The sequence below is a fragment of the Sandarakinorhabdus sp. genome (assembly GCF_987265915.1).
Map to the genome: position 1 here is coordinate 1,221,969 of NZ_OZ503948.1, position 20,341 is coordinate 1,242,309.

Annotated in this window: 21 protein-coding genes and 2 riboswitches; of the genes, 9 read left to right on the forward strand and 12 right to left on the reverse strand. The window is 64.5% G+C overall.

All coding sequences use genetic code 11. From position 1 onward, the window contains the following. The first annotated feature begins 4 nt into the window (after positions 1–4). A complete protein-coding gene (locus AC6UUM_RS05950; RefSeq protein ID WP_500804415.1) occupies positions 5–1,096 on the forward strand; it encodes an MBL fold metallo-hydrolase in 1,092 nt (363 codons plus the stop codon). Positions 1,097–1,138: 42 nt separating this feature from the next. On the opposite strand, the gene AC6UUM_RS05955 is transcribed toward AC6UUM_RS05950, so the two are convergent. The 5 genes from AC6UUM_RS05955 to AC6UUM_RS05975 all read right to left on the reverse strand — a co-directional run bounded on the left by AC6UUM_RS05955 (position 1,139) and on the right by AC6UUM_RS05975 (position 6,388). Further along, the gene (locus AC6UUM_RS05955; protein WP_500804416.1) at positions 1,139–1,756 is read right to left on the reverse strand and encodes a PEPxxWA-CTERM sorting domain-containing protein; all 618 of its coding nucleotides are present in this window, start codon (positions 1,754–1,756) and stop codon (positions 1,139–1,141) included. Positions 1,757–1,896: 140 nt separating this feature from the next. Then, positions 1,897–2,169 (reverse strand): CopG family ribbon-helix-helix protein, encoded by a 273-nt coding sequence (locus AC6UUM_RS05960; protein ID WP_500804417.1) that lies wholly within the window; start codon positions 2,167–2,169, stop codon positions 1,897–1,899. A gap of 61 nt (positions 2,170–2,230) precedes the next feature. Continuing rightward, complete coding sequence (locus tag AC6UUM_RS05965) at positions 2,231–4,204, reverse strand: hybrid sensor histidine kinase/response regulator (RefSeq protein ID WP_500804418.1); 1,974 nt, start codon at positions 4,202–4,204, stop codon at positions 2,231–2,233. Between the two features lie 41 nt (positions 4,205–4,245). Continuing rightward, positions 4,246–4,758, reverse strand: a complete 513-nt coding sequence (locus AC6UUM_RS05970; RefSeq protein WP_500804419.1) for a response regulator — start codon at positions 4,756–4,758, stop codon at positions 4,246–4,248. Positions 4,759–4,870: 112 nt separating this feature from the next. Then, positions 4,871–6,388 (reverse strand): M20/M25/M40 family metallo-hydrolase, encoded by a 1,518-nt coding sequence (locus AC6UUM_RS05975; protein ID WP_500804420.1) that lies wholly within the window; start codon positions 6,386–6,388, stop codon positions 4,871–4,873. Positions 6,389–6,800: 412 nt separating this feature from the next. Here AC6UUM_RS05975 and AC6UUM_RS05980 point away from each other — a divergent pair, with 412 nt between their 5' ends. Further along, on the forward strand, positions 6,801–6,953 hold the full coding sequence (locus AC6UUM_RS05980) for a light-harvesting protein (protein WP_500804421.1): 153 nt from the start codon (positions 6,801–6,803) through the stop codon (positions 6,951–6,953). A 14-nt stretch (positions 6,954–6,967) separates the two neighbouring features. Next, positions 6,968–7,222 carry a light-harvesting protein gene (locus tag AC6UUM_RS05985; RefSeq protein WP_500804422.1) on the forward strand — a complete coding sequence of 85 codons (255 nt, stop codon included), beginning with the start codon at positions 6,968–6,970 and terminating at the stop codon, positions 7,220–7,222. 121 nt (positions 7,223–7,343) lie between these two features. Here the strand turns inward: AC6UUM_RS05985 and AC6UUM_RS05990 are convergent, their stop codons facing one another. From AC6UUM_RS05990 to ispH, 6 genes are all read right to left on the reverse strand, one after another. Further along, positions 7,344–8,756 carry a BCD family MFS transporter gene (locus AC6UUM_RS05990; RefSeq protein WP_500804423.1) on the reverse strand — a complete coding sequence of 471 codons (1,413 nt, stop codon included), beginning with the start codon at positions 8,754–8,756 and terminating at the stop codon, positions 7,344–7,346. Between the two features lie 64 nt (positions 8,757–8,820). Next, positions 8,821–9,870, reverse strand: a complete 1,050-nt coding sequence (gene tdh, locus AC6UUM_RS05995; RefSeq protein ID WP_500804424.1) for an L-threonine 3-dehydrogenase — start codon at positions 9,868–9,870, stop codon at positions 8,821–8,823. Then, positions 9,867–11,126 carry a glycine C-acetyltransferase gene (gene kbl, locus AC6UUM_RS06000; protein ID WP_500804425.1) on the reverse strand — a complete coding sequence of 420 codons (1,260 nt, stop codon included), beginning with the start codon at positions 11,124–11,126 and terminating at the stop codon, positions 9,867–9,869. The genes tdh and kbl overlap by 4 nt, the downstream gene beginning before the upstream one ends. An 83-nt stretch (positions 11,127–11,209) precedes the next feature. Next, positions 11,210–11,665 (reverse strand): ribonuclease HI, encoded by a 456-nt coding sequence (rnhA, locus tag AC6UUM_RS06005; RefSeq protein ID WP_500804426.1) that lies wholly within the window; start codon positions 11,663–11,665, stop codon positions 11,210–11,212. Next, a complete protein-coding gene (gene thrB / locus AC6UUM_RS06010; protein WP_500804427.1) occupies positions 11,658–12,614 on the reverse strand; it encodes a homoserine kinase in 957 nt (318 codons plus the stop codon). The genes rnhA and thrB overlap by 8 nt, the downstream gene beginning before the upstream one ends. A gap of 13 nt (positions 12,615–12,627) precedes the next feature. Then, positions 12,628–13,608 (reverse strand): 4-hydroxy-3-methylbut-2-enyl diphosphate reductase, encoded by a 981-nt coding sequence (gene ispH / locus AC6UUM_RS06015; protein ID WP_500804428.1) that lies wholly within the window; start codon positions 13,606–13,608, stop codon positions 12,628–12,630. Positions 13,609–13,694: 86 nt separating this feature from the next. Between ispH and AC6UUM_RS06020 the strand changes: the two genes are divergently transcribed. Then, positions 13,695–14,339, forward strand: coding sequence for a hypothetical protein (locus AC6UUM_RS06020; protein WP_500804429.1), 645 nt, complete (start codon positions 13,695–13,697; stop codon positions 14,337–14,339). Positions 14,340–14,471: 132 nt separating this feature from the next. Here the strand turns inward: AC6UUM_RS06020 and AC6UUM_RS06025 are convergent, their stop codons facing one another. Beyond that, the gene (locus AC6UUM_RS06025) at positions 14,472–14,672 is read right to left on the reverse strand and encodes a hypothetical protein (protein ID WP_500804430.1); all 201 of its coding nucleotides are present in this window, start codon (positions 14,670–14,672) and stop codon (positions 14,472–14,474) included. A gap of 117 nt (positions 14,673–14,789) precedes the next feature. Next, a riboswitch (glycine riboswitch) is annotated at positions 14,790–14,894 on the forward strand. Between the two features lies 1 nt (position 14,895). Next, positions 14,896–15,011: riboswitch (glycine riboswitch) on the forward strand. 46 nt (positions 15,012–15,057) lie between these two features. On the opposite strand from AC6UUM_RS06025, the gene gcvT reads away from it, so the two are divergent. From gcvT to gcvPB, 5 genes are read left to right on the forward strand one after another with little or no spacing between them, the layout of a single operon-like run. Then, complete coding sequence (gene gcvT, locus AC6UUM_RS06030) at positions 15,058–16,194, forward strand: glycine cleavage system aminomethyltransferase GcvT (RefSeq protein ID WP_500804431.1); 1,137 nt, start codon at positions 15,058–15,060, stop codon at positions 16,192–16,194. Beyond that, on the forward strand, positions 16,191–16,562 hold the full coding sequence (gcvH, locus tag AC6UUM_RS06035) for a glycine cleavage system protein GcvH (protein WP_500804432.1): 372 nt from the start codon (positions 16,191–16,193) through the stop codon (positions 16,560–16,562). Before gcvT ends, gcvH begins: the two co-directional genes overlap by 4 nt. After that, positions 16,563–17,333, forward strand: a complete 771-nt coding sequence (locus tag AC6UUM_RS06040; protein ID WP_500804433.1) for a class I SAM-dependent methyltransferase — start codon at positions 16,563–16,565, stop codon at positions 17,331–17,333. A gap of 5 nt (positions 17,334–17,338) precedes the next feature. Further along, positions 17,339–18,706 carry an aminomethyl-transferring glycine dehydrogenase subunit GcvPA gene (gene gcvPA, locus AC6UUM_RS06045; RefSeq protein WP_500804918.1) on the forward strand — a complete coding sequence of 456 codons (1,368 nt, stop codon included), beginning with the start codon at positions 17,339–17,341 and terminating at the stop codon, positions 18,704–18,706. A gap of 20 nt (positions 18,707–18,726) precedes the next feature. Next, positions 18,727–20,286, forward strand: coding sequence for an aminomethyl-transferring glycine dehydrogenase subunit GcvPB (gcvPB, locus tag AC6UUM_RS06050; protein WP_500804434.1), 1,560 nt, complete (start codon positions 18,727–18,729; stop codon positions 20,284–20,286). The last annotated feature ends 55 nt before the right edge of the window (positions 20,287–20,341 follow it).

Here is a 20,341-nt window from a genome sequence, read left to right on the forward strand (position 1 = left end):
GGGCATGGAACCGCCGCCGCTCTTGCCCATTCCCGCCGGCCAGGCCAGCACCGAAGCGCGCACGCCAGACCATATGCGCGGCCTCGATTATCCCTGTGGCCGCTGGGTGCCCGGCCCCGGCGAAGCCCATGAAGTGGCGCCCGGCGTGCACTGGGTGCGCATGGGCCTGCCATTCGGGCTGGATCATATCAACCTGTGGGTGCTCGATGCCGGGGATGGTTGGGCCATCGTCGATACCGGCGTCGGCCTGCCCAACAGCAAGGCCAATTGGGAAGCGCTGCTGAGCGGGCCGTTCAAGGCCAAGCCGGTGACGCGGGTAATCGTCACCCATTATCACCCCGATCATCTCGGCATGGCCGGCTGGCTGTGCCGCAAGTTCAATGTGCCGCTGGAAATCACCCGCACCGAATATCTGCTGGCGCGCACGCTGACGCTCGATGTGCGCGACGCGCCGCCGGATGAGGCCGTCGCCTTCTCCATCCGCGCCGGCTGGAGCGAGGAGCAGGTGGCGGCGATGAAGGCCAAGGCCTGGGGCAATTTCGGCAAGATCATCTCCAAGATGCCGGCCGGCTTCAAACGGCTGAAGGACGGCGATGTGCTGACCATCGGTGCGCGCCAATGGCAGGTGGTGGTCGGCCGCGGCCACGCCCCCGAACATGCCTGCCTGGTGAGTGACGGCCTGATGATCAGCGGCGATCAGGTGCTGCCGCGCATCACCAGCAATGTGTCGGTCTATCCGACCGAACCGTACGCCGATCCGCTGGCCGACTGGCTGGAAAGCATCGATCGCCTGCGCGCCATTCCGGCCGACGTGCTGGTGCTGCCCGCCCACAACGAGCCGTTTTATGGCCTGCACACCCGCCTCGACCAACTCGCCACCGATCACCACGGCAAATTGGAGAAGCTGGAAGCGTTTTGCGAAACGCCGCGCACCGCGGTCGATTGCTTCGCCGCGCTGTTCCGCCGGCCGATCGGAGAGGCGGATTATGGCCTGGCCACCGGCGAGACGGTGGCGCACCTGCACTGGCTGGAAGAACGCGGCCGGGTAAAGCGGGTGACGGACGCGGGCGGGGTGGACCGGTTCGTGCGCCAATAATGCCAGTTCACTTCGCAACGGAAAGCGAAGAGTTGGCCTACTTCATGCTGCGATGTTTGCCGTCCTGTTATACCGTGCAAGCCATCCGGCCAGACCAAATCCAACCAGCATCATGATCCAGCTATCTGGTTCGGGGACGGCCGCCGACGCAACGCTCGCATTGAAGACCCAAGTATAGGAATGACTGGGAAAATTCCAACTCGTAGCGGTGAAACTGAATGAACGATTGAAAGTGAGTGCTGTCTTGTCGAGCGGGATGCCAGCAACCTCTGCTGCAATCGTGCCAAGATTAGTTGTGGGTCCTACCCTGACAGTGTTCGTGAAAGGCCCCCCGGTTTGATCACCTTCGCGTACGCGCCAGTTCAATGTAACGGCTTGGCTTGTTGAAACATAACTTGGAATGAATGAGATAGAATTGAGCACAGTTCCAGATGGCATTCTGATAGAAAAACCATCAAAATCCAAAACAGACAAGTCATTCACACTCGAGCCGCTTGGAGTTCTGCCAAGCAAAAAATTATCTCCCGACACGAGATTGAATGAAGGGCCGCTACCGAAAACACCGCTCAAATCCCCGTTTACATCTTCATCCCATAAAATATTTGCCGATGCGACCGAACATTGGACAAGCAAACAAACAGCGATCACTCGATTGAGCATGTCAATATCCCTTCAGCTATATCGTTAGTATCGCCAAAGAGTGTTGAGTCTGCAATACGCTAAAAAGTAATTTTCACAAATTGGCCTGCAGATCCGCCTAACGGCTCTCTCAGTTAGGCCAATCATGATTCACTTGCTGGCTATGCCAAAGGGCGCTCATGCAGCGGATTGTCGCTGGAGAGGCTGTCGGCCCAGGCCTGAATCGCCGCCGCATCGATGACCCGCCCGGCGTCCACATCGTCCAGCGCCAGCAGCGTCAGGCGGTGGCATTCTTCCTCCTGATCAACCCATGCGGCCAGCGCCTGCTTCATCACCCAGCCGCGTGAGGGATCGAGCCGCGCCGCCATCGCCTCGACCTGGTCGGCAAGCCCGATCGGCACGTGCGCCGTGATGACCCTGGTATCGCCTGCCATGCGGCATCTCCAATCACATTGATTATATTCTAATCATGATTGGTCGCGATGCAAGCTGCACTCAGCCCAGCATCGCCTGCAGGACGCTGGACAGTTCCGCCACCCGGAACGGTTTTTTCAGGATCATGGCGCTGGAACCGATCACCGCCTCGATCGCGGCGGTTTCGGCATAGCCGGTGGCAAACAGGATCGGCAGATCGGGGCGTTTGCGGCGGGCTTGGTGGGCCACTTCGGCACCGTTCAGGCCCGGCATGGCGAAATCCAGCAGCAGCAGATCGGGATATAGGCGATCCAGCGCGACAAGGCCGCTTTCGCCATCTTCGGCAAATTCCACCTGAAAGCCCAGCGCTTCGAGCGAATCGGTCAGGAAGCGCCGGACGTCGAAATCATCGTCGATCACCAGGATCGATCGGCGCGGATGATCGACCCGGATCCAATCGGCGGGCACGATCTCGAGCGACTGATCGCAGGCCGGATCGGCATGGTGCAGCAGCATGGCAATGCTGGTGCCATCCGGCCCCGAACGGGCAATGCGCGCGGCGCCGCCGGCCTGCCGGGCCATGCCATAGACCTGGCTGAGGCCCAGGCCGGTGCCCTTGCCGATGCCCTTGGTGGTGAAGAAGGGATCGAAGGCGCGCGCCGCCACGTCTTGCGTCATGCCCGGCCCGGTATCGGTCACGCAGATCTGCACATAGCGCCCGGGCACCAGTTCAAGATCATCGCTGATCGTTCGGGCCGACGTGCCAATTGTCAGTTCGCCACCATCGGGCATCACATCGCGCGCGTTGATCACCAGGTTGAGCAGCGCCATTTCCAGCTGGGTCGGGTCGCACATCACCCCCAGATCGCCGTCTGCCAGATCGAATCGAATCGCAATGTGCGGGCCGATCGAGCGTTGCAGCAGATCGCTCACCGCCGAAATCAGCGCGGAGACATTGATGGCGCGCAGTTCGAGTTTCTGGGCGCGGGAAAAGGCCAGCAGTTGCGTGGTCAGGCGGGTGCCGCGCATCGTGGCAGACAGCCCATGTTCGGCCAGCCGGCGCACGCGTTCCGCCTCATGGGGCTTGGCGTGAATCAGATCGAAACAGCCCTGCACCGCCTGCAGCAGATTGTTGAAATCATGGGCGATCCCGCCGGTCAACTGGCCAACGGCTTCGAGCTTCTGGCTTTGCCGGCGCTGTTCGTTGCGCTCCAGTTCATCGGTGATGTCGCGGCCGACGGCATAGAAGATGCCGCTGCCCGGCGTGGCGTCGGGCACCACGGACCAGGCGAAGGCCACCGGCTCGCCATCGGCCTTGAGCAGGCGGATCTGGAACTGGTGCACCGGATCCCCGGCGCGCAGCACGCTGATCACGTCGGCGGCAATGGCGGCATCGTCGGGATGAATGATGTCGAAATAGGGCTTGGCCAGGATTTCCGGTTCCGGCCGGCCCAGGACCCGCGCCCACGCCGGATTGATCGACGTGAGATAGCCATCATAGGATGCCACGGCGAACAGATCGCGGGTGAGTTCATACAGGCGCTCACGCTCGGCATTGCTGCGCTGTTGCGCCCGCACATATTGGGTGGTTTCGTTGCAGGCGCAGAACATCCCGACAATGCGGCCGTCGTCGTCGCGCAGCGGCGAATAGGAAAAGGTGAACCAGCAATCTTCGGGCGCGCCATTGCGGTCGATCACCAGATGCAGATTTTCCTTCCAGGTGGCTTCGCCGGCCAGGGCCAGTTCCACCATCGGCGCGATCTCGGACCAGATGTCGCGCCATACGGCCTGAAATGGCTGGCCAAGGCTGGCCGGATGCCGAAAGCCCAGCAGCGGGATGTAGGAATCGTTGTACAGCAGGCGCAGGTCCGGCCCCCACACCAGGAACATCGGATGCTTGGCACTGATCATGATGTTGATCGCGGTGCGCAGCGACAGGGACCAGCCTTCCGGGCGGCCGAGCGGGGTTTGCGACCAATCATGGGCGCGCATGTGCGCCCCCATTTCGCCGCCGCCTTGCAGGAATGCCAGCGCATCGTTGTTTCGATCTGCCAAGCCAGCGTCCTTTGTCAGCCATCAACCATGTGCGTGCGCGGCTAACGCGCCGGGTTCGTGGCCAGCAACGGCCTGACCGCCGCCAGCAATTGGGCGGACGTGAAGGGTTTTTTCATCAAAATGCTGTGCGTGACGCCCATGCTGCGATGTTCATGCTCGCTGCCGCCCGACAGATAGACGATCGGTACATCCGGAATTTGCGACCTGGCATATTGGGCCAGTTCCCAACCATCCACACGGCCACCCAGGCGAATATCGGTGATCACCGAGGCGATATCGGCTGGCCGGGTTTCCAGAACAGATCGGGCCAGGCTGCTGTTGTGAACGGTAACGACCGTAAATCCAGCCGTTTCGAGCACGTCTTGCAGCATCATCGCCACAAAGGCTTCGTCCTCAACCAGCAGGATAGTCTGTGATCCGTTCAACTTCATCCCCCACGCATGCACCGATTGGGGCGCTTTGGCCACAATCTTGGTGCATACATGCGGGCAGGGTGGCGATCCTGTGATGAACAGAAACCGATGGGCTGGCCCATGTGCCGTCTCCTGGCCCATGTGCCGTCTCCTGGCCCACATGCACCGATCATCATCCATCCATGCCAACGGCGAGGCAAGCTGATCGGTTCCGGCTGTCGGGGACAGCAATCCGCTGCGCCGTTGAACCAGCCTATCGGGCCACCGCCATTTCATACAGGAAATCGACAAAGCCGGCGGTGCAGCCGGCAAGCCCTTGCACCGCCGGGTTGCTGCTGACGATCACGAAATATTCGTCAGGCGCGTGGGCGCCGCTGCCGTGGCCCAGGCCGAACTGGCCAGCGGGCAGGGACACTGGCGGCTGCGTGAAGACGCTGCCCGGCCACGACCCGGCGTTGCGCGGATAGAGCGTGGCGGCCGCACCGAACCGCGCATACACCGCCTGCTGCGCCCGCACGACGCGCGCGTCTTCGGCGGTTTCGGTGGGGTCATAGCCGCCCGACACCACCACTTCGATATCGCCAAAACCGCGCTTGGCCAGATGCGCCTTCAATTTGGCTTCGGCTTCGCGGAAGGTCTGGTTGGGCACCAGCCGGCATTCCAGCTTGGCTTCGGCGCGGCCGGGCAGGATGGTCTTGCCGCCCGGGCCCATATAGCCGGCGACCAGCCCCTGGATGTTCACCGTAGGCTGGCTGGCGAGCCGTTCGAGGCTTTGTTGCCACGGCTCGTTGTTGATCCACATCTTCACGCCCATCGCCGCCTTGGCCTGCGCCTCGCTCTGGCTGGCCGCCGTCATCGCGATCAATTCCTTTTCGCGTGGCGTGAGGCCGCGCACATTGTCGAACCAGCCATCGATGGCCGGGGTGAAGCCATCGTCCTTCACCAGCGTGTTCAGCGCCTGCACCAGATGCCACACCGGCGAATCGACATGTGCGTGCTGACTGCTGTGGATGTCGCCCCTTGGCCCCTTGCCCCAGCGTTCGCCGCTGGCGATCAGCTGGAATTCGATCGGGCCTTTTGATCCCAGATTGATGGAGGTGCTGCCGTTGGCGCTCTGCCAGGCTGTGGGGATGATGATGCCATCGCACTTTTTCAGGGCCGCCAACACTTCGGGCGCCTGCACGATCTCGTGGAAATGCGGCGAGGCGATCTCTTCCTCGCCTTCGGCGACCAGCACCAGATTGACCGGTAACGTCTGCCCGGCAGCGCGAAACGCATGCAACGCCGCGAGGAAGGCGGCTTCCGGGCCTTTCTGGTTGATGGCGCCGCGGCCGACGATGGCCTTGCCCCAGCCCGGCTTGTCGATGATGCGCGCTTCGAACGGCGGGCTGGACCATTCTGCCGGGTTCACCTGCTTGACGTCATACATGAAATAAATGCCGACCGTGCGCTTGGCGCCCGCATCGAGCGTGGCAAAAATGCCGGGCTGACCCGTGGTGGGCATGCGTTTCACCATCTGGAAGCCGGCATCGCGGATCAGGTCCATGGTGAAGGCGCAGGCTTCTTCCATCCGATAATTTTCCGCCGCAATGCCGGGGCTGCGAATCCAGGCCTGGATACGGGCGATATTCTCCGGCAGCTGGCGATCGATGGCGGCGCGAATGTCTTTCTGCGCGGCCGCAGCGGGTGCGGTCGCAGCACGGGCGGCACCCGGCAGCGCCAGTGCCGCGGCGGAGCCGGCCAGCATGGTGCGGCGGTCGAACATGGTCATACGCTTGTCTCCCCAGACCGGATGCAGGTGCAGCCGGAAATTTGTTGGTCGCGGGCAAACGCATTGCGCTCTTCCGGCCGGCATTTGTGCCATCTTGGCAGGGCAGCCGCCGCCCGCCAAGCCCGGCAACATTTCCGCCATGCCTTTGTTGCAATGCAACAATCCGGCACGCTGAAAAACGTCAATGCAATCGCACATCGTGCTGCGGCGACAGATTGACACATGCGGCAGAATGGCTAAGGATTAATACGCTGCGACACCTAGCCGCGTCTCTCCTCGGAGGCCGCCGCCGGCGAATGGGCTGCAGCAAGGATTGGGTCGCACGGGTTCGTTGCCCATTCCGGCAAACAGGCGGGGTTGCCGATGCCCATTACCGGGCCGGCGAATTTTCCGAATGGGAGAGGAGTATCTTATGGCTGATGATACCAAGGTCTACCCGACCGGGCTGACCGAAAAGGAAGCGATCGAAATCAACGAAGGCCTCAAGTGGGGCACGCGGATTTTCGGTGCAATTGCCATTCTGGCGCACATCCTGGCGTTCGCTTTGACGCCGTGGCTGAAATAAGGGGAGACTGACACATGAATGAAGGTCGTATCTGGCTCTATGTCAGCCCCACCGTCGGCATCTCGCTGTTCTTCATCGCGGTGGCTTCCGTCGCGCTGCTGGTGCATGCGTCGATTCTGATCAACACAACCTGGTTCGGTGCCTATTGGCAGGGTGCTGCTGCTGTTGCTGCGGCTCCGGCCGCGCCGGCTGCTGAAGCTGCGCCGATGGAAGCCGCTCCGGCTGCCGACGCGATGGCACCGGCCGCTGCTCCGGCAGAAGCCAAGTAAGCCAAACGCCCGGTTCGCCGGGCCCCAAACAGATCGGCCGGCGTCCCCAAGTGGGGCGCCGGCCTTTCTTTTTGTTCTTGTATTGCTGGATGGACTGTCAGCAGCTCGACCGGGCTGGAACTCAGTCCTCGCTGCGGCCCATCAGCGGCCACATCGCCACCAGCGTGGCCAGCATCAGCGCCAGTTCCAGCGCGAAGATCAGCACATAGCCGCTGGCATTGCCGGGCAGCGCCAGGCCGATGTCTACGCCTTGCGCCACATCGCGAATCACGCCGCCGATGGTCGCGCCGACGCCTTGTGAGGTCGCCTGCACCGCGCCCCAGGCGCCCATTGCGATGCCGATCTGCCCGGTGGGTGCCAGCAGCATCGTCGCGGTGAGCGTTCCGTGCCCGAACAGGCCGGTGCCGATCCCGGCGAGCAGCACGCCCAGCGTGAAGATCGACGGCGTGTCGGACCCGGCGGCAAAGATGATCAGCGCATAGGCCGGGATGCCGATGGCGGCGCCCAGGCTGGCCATGCGGAACGGATCAGCGCCCAGGCTGAGCACATAGGAGGCGTAGGCAAAGCCGAGCAGGCTGCCGAACGCCATGATCGCGCTCAGCATCGTGGTAGTGCCCACCCCCAGCTTCAGCACTTCGCCGCCATAGGGTTCCAGCACGATATCCGACATCGAAAAGGCCAGCGTGCCCAGCCCGACCGCGACCAGCCGCAGCAGCGTCTTTTCCCGGGCGACAAACAGAGCCCAGCTTTCCTTGAAGGTCGGCGCCGGGGCTTCCGGTTCGGTGCGGCGATAATGCGGAATGCGCGCTTCCTGTTTCCACAGTGCGGTGAAGTTCAGCGCGATGGTGACGACGGCGCAGCCCTGCACCACCTGGATCAGCTTGCCCTGGTTGAAATCCGCCAGCACCCAGCCGAAAAACAGCGCCGCCCCGATCGATCCGATCAGCAGCATGACATACATCAGGCCGACGACATTGGGCTGTTGTTCGGGCTTGGTCAGATCGGTGGCCAGCGCCAGGCCAACGGTTTGCGTGGTGTGGATGCCGGCCCCCACCAACAGGAACGCAAGCGCGGCGGCAGGCTGGCCCAGCCAGATGCGCTCGTCATAGGCTTCCTGGGCGCCGGCCAGCACAAGCAGCGCGAACGGCATGATCGCCAGTCCGCCGAACTGCACCATGGTGCCAAGATAGATATAAGGCACGCGCCGCCAGCCCAGTGCCGATTTGTGGGTATCGCTCTTGTGGCCGATCAGGGTGCGGAACGGCGCCGCCAGCAACGGCAGCGCCAGCATCAACCCGACCAGCGTCGCCGGCACCCGCAGCTCCACGATCATCACCCGGTTGAGCGTGCCGACCAGCAGCACCAGGCTGATCCCCACGCTGACCTGGATCAGCGAAAGGCGCAGCAACTTCGACAGCGGCAGTTCCGGGTTGGCAACATCGGCAAACGGCAGCAGCCGCGTGCCCCAGGTCATCCAGACGCGGATCATTTGGGCGTTGACGCCCTTGGGCGCGGGAACGGGTTCTGCAGACATGGATAGCCTCAAAGCCGATTGCAGGACGCTTGGCAATGGGGTGAGGAGAGGTGCCGGAAGCTTGTCAGGCCCAATCGAGCACGACCTTGCCGGATTGACCGCTGGCCATGGTTTCAAAGCCGGTGGCGAACTGTTCGCGCCGCAGCCGGTGGGTGATCAGCGGCTCCAGATCGAGGCCGGATTCGATCAGGCCGAGCATCTTGCGCCAGGTTTCGAACATTTCCCGGCCATAGACGCCCTGGATGGTGATCGCCTTCAGGATGATGGTTGACCAGTTGACATGCACCGGTCCGGACGGGATGCCGAGCATCGACAATTTGCCACCCATTTTCAGCACATCGACCGCCATGTCGAAGGCCGCTGGTGCGCCGCTGATCTCCAGCGCCACGCCAAAGCCATCGTGGATGCCTTCGGCAGCCATCACGTCGTGTATGTCTTCGTGCAGCACATTGACCGGCCGGCAATCGGTGAACCGCGCCGCCAGCGCCAGGCGATATGGATTGATATCGGTGATGATCACCCGGCGCGCGCCGGCCTTGCGCGCCACGGCGGCCGCCATGATGCCGATCGGGCCGGCGCCGGCGACCAGCACATCCTCGCCGAGCAGATCGAACTGCTGCGCGGTGTGCACGGCATTGCCGAACGGATCGAGCAGGGCGCCGACATCATCGCTGACGGCATCGGGCAACGGCACCACGTTGAACGCCGGGATCGCCAGATATTCGGCGAAGGCCCCGGTGCGGTTGACACCGACACCCTGCGTGTCGGGATCGAGATGGAAGCGCCCGGCCCGCGCCGCGGCGCTGTGCGGATTGATGATATGGCCTTCGCCCGACACGCGCTGGCCCAGGCGAAGTTTCCGCGTCACGGCGCCGCCGATCTCGACGATCTCGCCGGAAAATTCATGGCCGATGATCATCGGCACCGGGATGATCTTCGCCGCCCAATCATCCCAGCTCCAGATATGCATGTCGGTGCCGCAGATGGCGGTGCGCTTGATGCGGATCAGCACATCGTCGGGCCCGCATTCGGGCACCGGCGCTTCGATCGCCCAGATGCCGGGGGCGGCGTGCGTCTTGGCGAGCGCGTGCATCATGTTGTTGGCGGCGGTCATGCGACAACTCCCAAGCGGCGGCCGACCCGGGTGAAGGCGGCGATGGCGGTATCGATGTCGGTGCTGGTGTGCGCGGCTGAAATCTGGGTGCGGATGCGCGCCTTGCCATGTGGCACCACCGGATAGGAAAAGCCGATGACATAAATGCCTTCGTCCAGCAGTTCCGCGGCCATCGCCTGCGCCACGCGGGCATCGCCCAGCATCACCGGGATGATCGGATGGTGGCCGGGCAACAGCGTGAACCCGGCCGCGGCCATGCCGGCGCGGAAGCGGGCGGCATTGGCCACCAGTTGCGCACGCAAGGCATCGCCTTCGTCCGACCGGGCAATGGCCAGCGCCGCCAGGCTGGCGCCGCACACCGATGGCGCCAGCGCATTGGAGAAGAGATAGGGCCGCGCGCGCTGGCGCAGCAGGGCCACGACTTCGGCGCGCGCTGCAATGAAGCCGCCCATGGCGCCCCCCAGCGCCTTGCCGAAGGTGCCGGTGACGATATCGACCCGCGCCGGCGGATCGCTGACAAAGGCCGATCCGCGCCCGCCGCTGCCCAGAAAGCCGGTGGCATGGCAATCATCGACCAGCACCAGCGCGTCGTGCTTGTCGGCCAGCGCGGCGATGCCGGCCATGTCGGCCACGGACCCGTCCATCGAAAACGCGCCATCGGTGGCGATCATCAGCGTCTGTGCGCCCTCGGCCCGCGCCTGGGCCAGAGCTGCATCCAGGGCCGCCATGTCGCCATTGTCGAAACGATAGCGTCGCGCCTTGCACAGCCGCACGCCATCGATGATCGAGGCATGGTTGAGCGCATCCGAAATGATGGCGTCATTCTCGCCCAACAGGGGCTCGAACACGCCGCCATTGGCATCGAAGGCGGCGGCGAACAGGATCGCATCCTCCTGGCCCACATAGGCCGCGATTTCGGCTTCCAATTGCTTGTGGATCGCCTGGCTGCCGCAGATGAAGCGCACCGATGCGAGGCCGGCACCCCATATATCGCTGGCGCTGTTGGCGGCGGCGACGACGCGCGGATCATTGGCCAGGCCGAGATAATTGTTGGCGCAGAAATTCAGCACCGGCGCGTCGCGGCCCGCCACCTGCACATGGGTGCCCTGCGGGCCGGCCAGTACGCGCTCCGGCTTTTCAAGGCCGGCGGCACGGATCTCGTCCAGTGTCGCAGACACGCGGCTATAGAATTGCTGGCGCAATCCATCCTCCCCCAATGTTGCTGCCTTGTGGTTCAGGCCCGTTTCGGACCTCATGTTTTTGGCAGTCCATGGCAGACGGCCATCGGTGCGGCCATCTGTCAAGCGGCGGAACGTCGCGGTCGCGTCGGCCCGCCAGCCTAATCTGCGCGCTGCATCGCAGCAATTGCGGCGTTGGCCAGCGCGTCGGCGCGTTCATTCTCGGCATGGCCGGCGTGGCCCTTCACCCAATGCCAGCGCACCTGGTGCGGTCGGGCGGCGCTGAGCAGCGCCTGCCACAGATCGTCATTCTTCACCGGCTTCTTGTCGGCGGTTTTCCAGCCGTTCTTCTGCCAGCCAATCACCCATTTGGTGATGCCGTCGCGCACATAGACGCTGTCGGTGGTCAGATCGACGCTGCACGGCCGGGTCAGCGCCGCCAACGCACTTATTGCTGCCTGCAATTCCATGCGGTTGTTGGTGGTGAGCGTCTCCGCGCCGTTCAGCTCCTTTTCCTGCCCGCCAAAGCGCAGGATCGCCCCCCAGCCGCCGGGGCCGGGATTGCCCTTGCAGGCGCCGTCGGTGAAGATCGCAACCTGTGGCAGTGGGTCAGCCACCCATCAGCTCCGGTGTGGCCTTAAGATACCAGGCCATGCGCCGCGCGAACGCCATCGGATCCTTGCGGGTCACCAACGCATCGGCCGGGGTGTTGATCCAGTCATAGGCGCGGGTCAGCGTGAAGCGCAGCGCGGCCCCGGCCGCCAGCAGTGGCAGCGCAGCGCGTTCGGCCGGGGTCAGCGTGATGACGCTGGCATAGCCGGCCATCAAGGCAGCGGCGCGTTCGGGGAAATATTGCCGGCCATCGGCGGAAAAACACCAGGCACCGTGGGTGACCGCCACGTCATAGGCCCGCGCGTCGGTGCAGGCGAAATAGAAATCGATCAGCCCGGTGACCGCGCCATCGAGCAGCAGCACATTGTCCGGAAACAGATCGGCGTGGACGGTCGCAATCGGCAACCCGGACGGCCAGTGCGCCGTGGCCTCCAGCCCGGCCGCCACTGCTTCCGGCAGCGCCGGGTCGATCTCCCCCATGCGGCCATCGCAGCGGGCGGCCAGTGGCGCCCACGATTCCGGACCGAGCGCATTGGCGAGGACAAGCGGAAAATCCGCTGCCGCCACATGCAGTTGCGCCAGCGCACGGCCAACCTGATGCGCCTCGGCCGGGCTGGCCTCGCTCACCGAAACGCCGGTCAGAAATTCGATCAGGCACGCCGGTCGGCCGTTCAGCCGGGTCAGGCTGTTGCCATTGCGATCCGGAATCGGGCCGGGCACCGGCAAGCCGCGCGCCGCCAGATGCGCCATGAACGACAGATACCAGGGCAGATCAGCCTCGGCGACGCGCGCTTCATACAGGGTGAGGAAAAACCGCCCGCGTGTCGTTTCGACCAGAAAATTGCTGTTCTGCACGCCCTCGGCAATGCCCTTGAAGCTGACGGCCTCGCCGACATCATAACCGGCCAGAAAACCGGCCAATTCATCGGCACTGACGGGCGTGAAAACCGCCACTTCTGCCCGGCTCTCAGGCGGTCAGCGAACGCGGCAGCTTGAACACCACCTCTTCCACCGCGGTGGTGATATTCTCCGATGTCACCACGAAGCGTTCGCCCAGCGCGGTCAACACTTCCTGCACCAGCAATTCGGGGGCCGAAGCGCCGGCGGTGATGCCGACGGTGCTGATGCCATCGAACCAGCGCCAATCGATATCGACCGCGCGCTGGATCAGCCAGCTTTGGGCGCCTTCGCGTTCAGCGACTTCGCGCAGGCGCTGGCTGTTGCTGCTGTTCTGCGCGCCGATCACCAGCACCAGATCGCAGCGCGGCGCCATCGCCTTCACCGCGGCCTGGCGGTTCGAGGTGGCGTAACAGATATCATCGCCGCGCGGGCCTTCGATCGCCGGGAAGCGGCGCTTGAGCTCGGCCACCATGTCCGAGGTGTCGTCCACACTCAACGTGGTCTGCGTCAGGAAGCCGAGATTGGTCGGGTCGGTCGGCTGGATGCGCTGCGCGTCCTCGACGGTCTCGATCAGCGTCATGGCGCCATCGGGCACCTGGCCGAACGTGCCGATCACCTCCGGGTGGCCATGGTGGCCGATGAACAGGATGTGGCGCCCGGCGGCGACCAGCCGTTCGGCCTGGCGATGCACTTTCGATACCAACGGGCAGGTGGCGTCGACATAGGTCAGGCCACGCTCTTCGGCCTTGGCCGGCACGGCCTTGGGCACGCCATGGGCGGAAAACACCACCGGCACGCCATCAGGCACTTCATCAAGCTCCTCGACAAAGATCGCGCCCTTGGCCTTCAGGCTGTCCACCACGAACTTGTTGTGCACGATTTCATGGCGGACATAGACCGGCGCGCCCCAGCGCTCCAGCGCCAGCTCGACGATATGGATGGCGCGATCGACGCCGGCGCAAAAGCCGCGCGGCGCGGCGACCAGCACATTCAGGGCCGGGCGGGCGACAGTGGAGACATCATCAAGGGCGGGTGCGGCGCTGCTCATATTCGGCGCTTTACGCCAACTGCCAATGCCGCGCCACCCCCCAGCAGTGGCTTGCCCCCGCGGCGTTTGCCCCATAGGAGAGGGGCATGGCCCCCATGATTTCGCCCGCGCTTCGCACCTGTGTCCGCTTGGGCTTGCCGGCGCTTGCCGTGCTGGCGTTGGCCGGCTGTGATCGAAATCCGCTGGTGGTCAATCGCTCGTCCTGCCCGGCGGTGGCGGTGGCGGCCTATGCTGGCGATATCAGCCTGTTCCGCCCCGGCCCGCCCGATGTCGCCAATCTCGATGTCGTCGCCTCCATCACCAATGTGCGCGATGCCTGCGTGGAAACGCCGGAGTTTTTCCAGTCGCGGGTCAGCTATGATGTGGTGGCGCGCCGCACCGATACTGCGGCCGCGCGCAGCGTCACTCTGCCGTTGTTCGTTGCGATGGTGCAGGCCGGAAATGTGGTGAATGCCAAACAGATTGCCCAGGTGAAGGTGAATTTCGCCGCCGGGCAGGAACGCGCCCTGGCCAGCGGCACCGCCGATGTCAGCGTGTCGCGCCGGGCGGCGGCGGTTTCGGCCGAAATCCTCGGCAAGATCAACCGCAACCGCAAGCCCGGCGAGATTGACGCTGCCACCGATCCGATGGCCGATCCCGAAGTCCGCGCCGCGCTGCGTGCCGCCAGCTTCGAAGTGTTGCTCGGTTTCCAGCTTGACGATCGCGCCCTGGCTTACAACGTCGCCAAATAAGCCGTTTTTTGCCGCCGCAACTGGCGGCCGACCATCAACATGCCGGTCATGAACGTCGCCCAGCGTTCCGGTTCCGGGGCAGGGTCGGATTCCAGCCATGGGCAATCGCTCAGGTAAGGCACGCGCGGGCCGCTATTCTGGCGCACCGGCCAGATCGGCCGCGGCAGACGACGCATCTCCCACGGTGACCCCGGAGGTGGCCGCGCCGCGCGCTAGTTCGGGCAACGCCGGCCCGGCACGCGGCGCTTCGACGCGGGTTGTGCCGTGGATCGCCACTGCCAGCACAAGGCCGATCACCAGCGCCAGGATCGAACCATATTTGCCCATCGTCACGCCCTCCAAAGCGCAGCAACGGCCGGCTCCGGGCTTGTTTGAACGGGGTGGCAATCCTGCCATTGACAGGGGCGCAGGCATCGCCCAATCGCTGGCGTGTCGCCGGGGGCAACTCCGGCGCCGCGCGCGGGAGAGTGTGGGTGGGGCCGCAAGGCCGATGCCCACCGCCGAAGGAGCAAGCCGCCCCCGGAATCTCTCAGGCCCAAGGACCGCGCCGGCGTATCAGCGACACTCTGGAAAGCGGGCAGGGCCGAACGGCTGTGCCCCACCGAAGGGGTAAGCTGCGTCCTCGAAAGGGGCCCGGTCAAAGCTCTCAGGTCTGGCGACAGTGGGGGACAGGCGGTCGGCAACCATGCCGGGCGCAACTGTTGTTGCCGGGGAACCTATGGCCGAAGCCGATCTGAAATCGCTGCCGCTCGATGCGCTGCACCGCCGCCTGGGCGCGCGCATGGTGGGCTTTGCCGGTTATGCCATGCCGATCCAGTTTGACGGCATCATCGCCGAACATGTCTGGACGCGCGAATCGGCCGGCCTGTTTGATGTTTCGCACATGGGGCAGCTGCTGGTGGAAGGCGAAGGGGCGGGCGAATGGCTGGAAACGCTGGCGCCCGGCGATTTCCTGGCGCTGCAACCCCACCGCACCCGTTATTCGCTGCTGCTCACCGACGATGGCGGCATCATCGACGATCTGATGGTCACCAACACCGGCAAGAGCTATTATCTGGTGGTCAACGGCGCCACCAAGGCTGGCGACATCGCGCACATGCAGGCACGCCTGCCGTCCGGGATCACGTTGACCCATATGGAAGATCACGCGCTGCTGGCCTTGCAGGGGCCGCAGGCAGTCACCGTGATGGGCCGGCTGGCGTTGACCCCGGCCGAGGCTGACCAGCCAGGCTTTGCCGATCTGAAGTTCATGGCCGGCGCGCGCTTCGTGTGGAACGGGGTTCTGCTGGGCATCACCCGGTCAGGCTACACCGGCGAGGATGGCTATGAAATCTCGGTGCCGGCCGCCAATGCCGAGGCGCTGGCCGAAGCCTTGCTGGCGCACCGGGAGGTCAAGTCCATCGGGCTGGGCGCGCGCGATTCGCTGCGGCTGGAGGCGGGGTTGCCGCTCTATGGCCACGATATCGATACCACGGTCACGCCGATCGAGGCTGATCTGGCCTTCGCCATTTCCAAGCGCCGCAAGACCGAAGGTGGTTTTCCGGGCGCCGCGCTCATTCTCGATCAGTTGCTGAACGGCGCGCCGCGCAAGCGGGTGGGGCTCAGCGTGGAAGGCCGGCTGCCAGCGCGCGAAGGCGCCACCGTGTGGGCCGGGGATGCCTATATCGGCATGGTGACCTCCGGCGGCTTTGCGCCCAGCCTGAATGTGCCGATCGCCATGGCGATGGTGGAAACCGCGCATGCCGCCGATGGCACGGCGCTGCAAATTGACGTGCGGGGCAAGCGCATCGGCGCGCGCGTCGTGCCGATGCCGTTCAAGCAGAAGAATTATGTCAGGGAAGGGACCAAAGCATGAGCCGCCTCTACACGCAGGATCATGAGTGGATCGATGTCGATGGCGATACCGCCACCGTCGGCATCACTGATTACGCGCAAGGCCAGTTGGGCGATGTCGTGTTCGTCGAGCTGCCCGAAGCCGGCCGTGACGTCACCAAAGGCGGGGAAGCCGCCGTGGTCGAATCGGTCAAGGCGGCATCGGATGTCTATGCACCGGTGTCGGGCACGGTCACCGAAGCCAATCCGGCGCTGACTGACGATCCGGCGCTGGTCAACACCGCGCCCGAAGCCGAAGGCTGGTTCTTCAAGCTGACCCTGGCCGATGCGTCCGAACTGGACGGCTTGTTGGACAAGGCGGCTTACGACGCGTTCGTCGCCGGACTGTAAGTGACCACCGGAACCGCCTCCCGCTGGGATCCGGCGCTCTATGCCGCCAACGCCGGCTTCGTGCCGGCCTATGGCATTGCCGTGCTTGATCTGCTGGGGCCCCGGCCAGGGGAGCGTATCCTCGATCTGGGCTGCGGCGACGGCGTGTTGACGATGAAGTTGGTCGAGGCCGGCTGCGAAGTGGTGGGCGTGGATGCCGATCCCGCCATGGTCGCCGCGGCGCGCGCCAAGGGCCTCGATGCCCGCGTCGGGGACGCGCGCGCGCTGGATTTTGCCGGCGAATTTGATGCGGTGTTCACCAACGCCGCATTGCACTGGGTCGGCCAGCCTGATGTGGTGACCGCGGGCGTCAAGCGCGCCTTGAAGCCCGGCGGGCGCTATGTCGGCGAATTCGGCGGCCACGCCAACATCGCCGCCATCCGCACCGCGCTGAAGGCGGTGCTGGCCAATCACGGCTTCCCGGCCGCTGGCGCCGAAACCAGCTATTACCCCACCGATTCGGCCTTTCGCGCCGTGCTGGAACGCGGCGGCTTTGCCGTCGATGCCTGCGCCCTGATTCCGCGCCCGACACCACTGCCCGCCAGCGGCATGGTCGGCTGGCTGGAAACGTTCCGCGGCGGCTTCATCGATGCCGCCGGCGTGCCCGATGGCCTGAAGGATCAGATCATCGCGGAAACCGCCGCGCTGCTCGTGCACGCGCTGCAGGCTGCCGATGGCGCCTGGATCGCCGATTATGTTCGCCTGCGCTTTGCCGCGCATCTTCCGGAGTGACTCGCTTGCGTTACCTGCCGCTTTCTCCCACCGACCGTCAGGCCATGCTGGCCACGATCGGAGCCGCCGATATCGATGCGCTGTTCAGCGATGTGCCGCTGGATGCCCGGCTGGATGGCCCGATCGCCGGCCTGCCGAACCATGCCAGCGAAATGGCGGTAGAACGCGCGCTGATGAAGATGGCGGCGAAGAACACCACCGCCAGCACCGCGCCCTTCTTCGTGGGCTGCGGCGCCTACAAGCATCATGTGCCAGCCACTGTGGACATGGTGATCCAGCGCGGCGAGTTCCTCACCGCCTACACGCCTTACCAGCCGGAAATCGCCCAGGGCACGCTGCAAGTGTTGTTCGAATTCCAGAGCCAGGTGGCGCGGCTGACCGGTATGGAGGTGGCCAATGCCTCGATGTATGATGGCTCGACCGCAATGACCGAAGCGGTGTTCATGGCACGGCGCATCACGCGGCGGGCCAAGTGCCTGGTGTCGGCCGGCGTCCACCCGCATTATACCTCGGTGCTCAACACGCTCACCCGCTTCACCGGTGATGTCGTGGTGGCGGGCACGCCCAGCCTCAGCGTTGGTGCGCCGGGCGATGATCTGGCCAGCCTGGTGGCGCAGATCGACAAGGATACCAGCTGCGTCATCGTGCAGAATCCCAATCTGTTCGGCCATATCGCTGATCTGACCCCGCTGGCCGATGCGTGCCATGCCGCTGGCGCGCTGCTGATTGTCGTTGTGACCGAAGTCGTCTCGCTGGGCGCGATCAAATCGCCGGGCGAAATGGGCGCCGATATCGTGGTCGGTGAAGGCCAGTCGCTGGGCGCGGGCCTGCTGTTTGGCGGGCCTTACCTCGGCCTGTTTGCCTGCCGCGAAAAGCATGTGCGCCAGATGCCGGGGCGCCTGTGCGGGGAAACGGTGGATGCCGCCGGCAAGCGCGGCTTCGTGCTGACGCTGTCCACCCGCGAGCAGCATATCCGCCGCGAGAAGGCGACCAGCAACATCTGCACCAACAGCGGCTTGATCGCGCTGGCGTTCAGCGTGCATCTGACGCTGCTCGGCGAAAAGGGTCTGCGCCACCTGGCGGCATTGAACCACGCCCGCGCCGTGCAATTGGCGGATCGGCTGGGCCGGGTGCCGGGCGTCACGTTGCTGAACGGGCCGTTCTTCAACGAATTCACCCTGGATGTCGGCCGCGAAGCGCGTCCTGTCGTGCGTAAACTCGCTGACAAGGGCGTGCTGGGCGGCGTGTCGCTGGGCCGGCTGTGGCCGGGCGAGGCGTCGCTGCACAATGCGATGATCGTCGCGGTCACCGAAACCGCCACGGATGAGGATTTTGACGCGTTCGAAGACGCGCTGGATGAGGTGCTGGCATAATGACCGACCATAGCTCTGGGATGAACAACGTGGGCCGCCCCAGCCGACTCGATCTGGGGCTGGTGGCTGGCACCGGCGCGGTTGTGGAAACCTTCACGGGCAATCGCGCGCTGATGCTGGAAGAACCGTTGCTGTTCGAACGCGGCGCTGCCGATGGTTCGGGGGTCGATTTCGCGCCGGTGCCGCCCGTGCCGGATCGGCTGGGCGGCCTTGCCCGCAGCGCGCCGATCGGCCTGCCGGGCTTTTCGGAGCCGGAGGCCGTGCGCCACTACACCCGCCTGTCGCGGCAGAATTATGCCATCGATCTCGGCATTTTCCCGTTGGGCAGCTGCACGATGAAGCATAACCCGCGCCTCAACGAGAAAATGGCGCGGCTGCCCGGCTTTGCCGATATCCATCCGTTGCAGCCGCAGGCCAGCGTGCAAGGCGCGCTCGAACTGATCGACGTGCTCGCCGATTGGCTGATGAAGCTGACCGGCATGCCGGCGGTCGCCATGAGCCCCAAGGCCGGTGCGCATGGTGAATTGTGCGGCATGCTGGCGATCCGCGCCGCGCTGGATGCCAAGAATGATCCGCGCCGCGTCGTGCTGGTGCCCGAATCGGCACACGGCACCAATCCGGCCACGGCAGCCTTCTGCGGCTTCACCGTGGAGAATATCCCGGCCAATGCGCGCGGCCGGGTTGATCTCGATGCCATGCTGGCCCGGCTCGGCCCGGATGTGGCGGCGGTGATGATCACCAATCCCAACACCTGCGGGCTATTCGAACCCGATCTGAAGACCATTGCCGATGCCGTCCATGCGGCCGGCGGCTATGTCTATTGCGACGGTGCCAATTTCAACGCCATCGTCGGCCGCGTGCGCCCCGGCGATCTGGGTGTGGATGCCATGCACATCAATCTGCACAAGACGTTCAGCACGCCCCACGGTGGCGGCGGGCCGGGTTCAGGCCCGGTGGTACTGTCCGCTGCGCTGGCACCGTTCGCGCCAATCCCATTCGTGCGCCGCACGGCGACGGGCCTGGAACTGGTGGAGGAAGACACCGCCAACACCCATGCGCCCGACAGTTTCGGGCGCATGGTCGCCTTCCATGGCCAGATGGGCATGTTCGTGCGTGCGCTGTCGTACATGATGAGCCACGGTGCCGATGGCTTGCGCCAAGTGTCGGAAGATGCCGTGCTCAATGCCAATTATCTGCTGGCCAGCCTGAAGGACATCTATACCGCGCCGTTTGCGGATGGTGGCCCGTGCATGCACGAAGCACTGTTTTCCGATGATTTCCTCGACGGGACGGGCCTGACCACGCTCGATCTGGCCAAGGCGCTGATTGATGAAGGCTTTCATCCGATGACCATGTATTTCCCGCTGGTCGTCCACGGTGCCATGCTGGTGGAGCCGACCGAAACCGAAAGCAAGGCCAATCTTGATCAACTCATCGGGGCGATGCGCCATGTGGCCACGCAGATGCTGGCCGATCCCGATGCATGGCGCAGCGCCCCGCATTTCGCGCCGCGCCGCCGTCTCGATGAGACTCTGGCGGCGCGGCGACCGGTGCTGAACTGGAAGGATGAGGCAGCGTGACCGCGTTTCCTTCTCTCTCCAAGTCTGTTCAGGGGTGAACTTGGGGGAGAGGGTG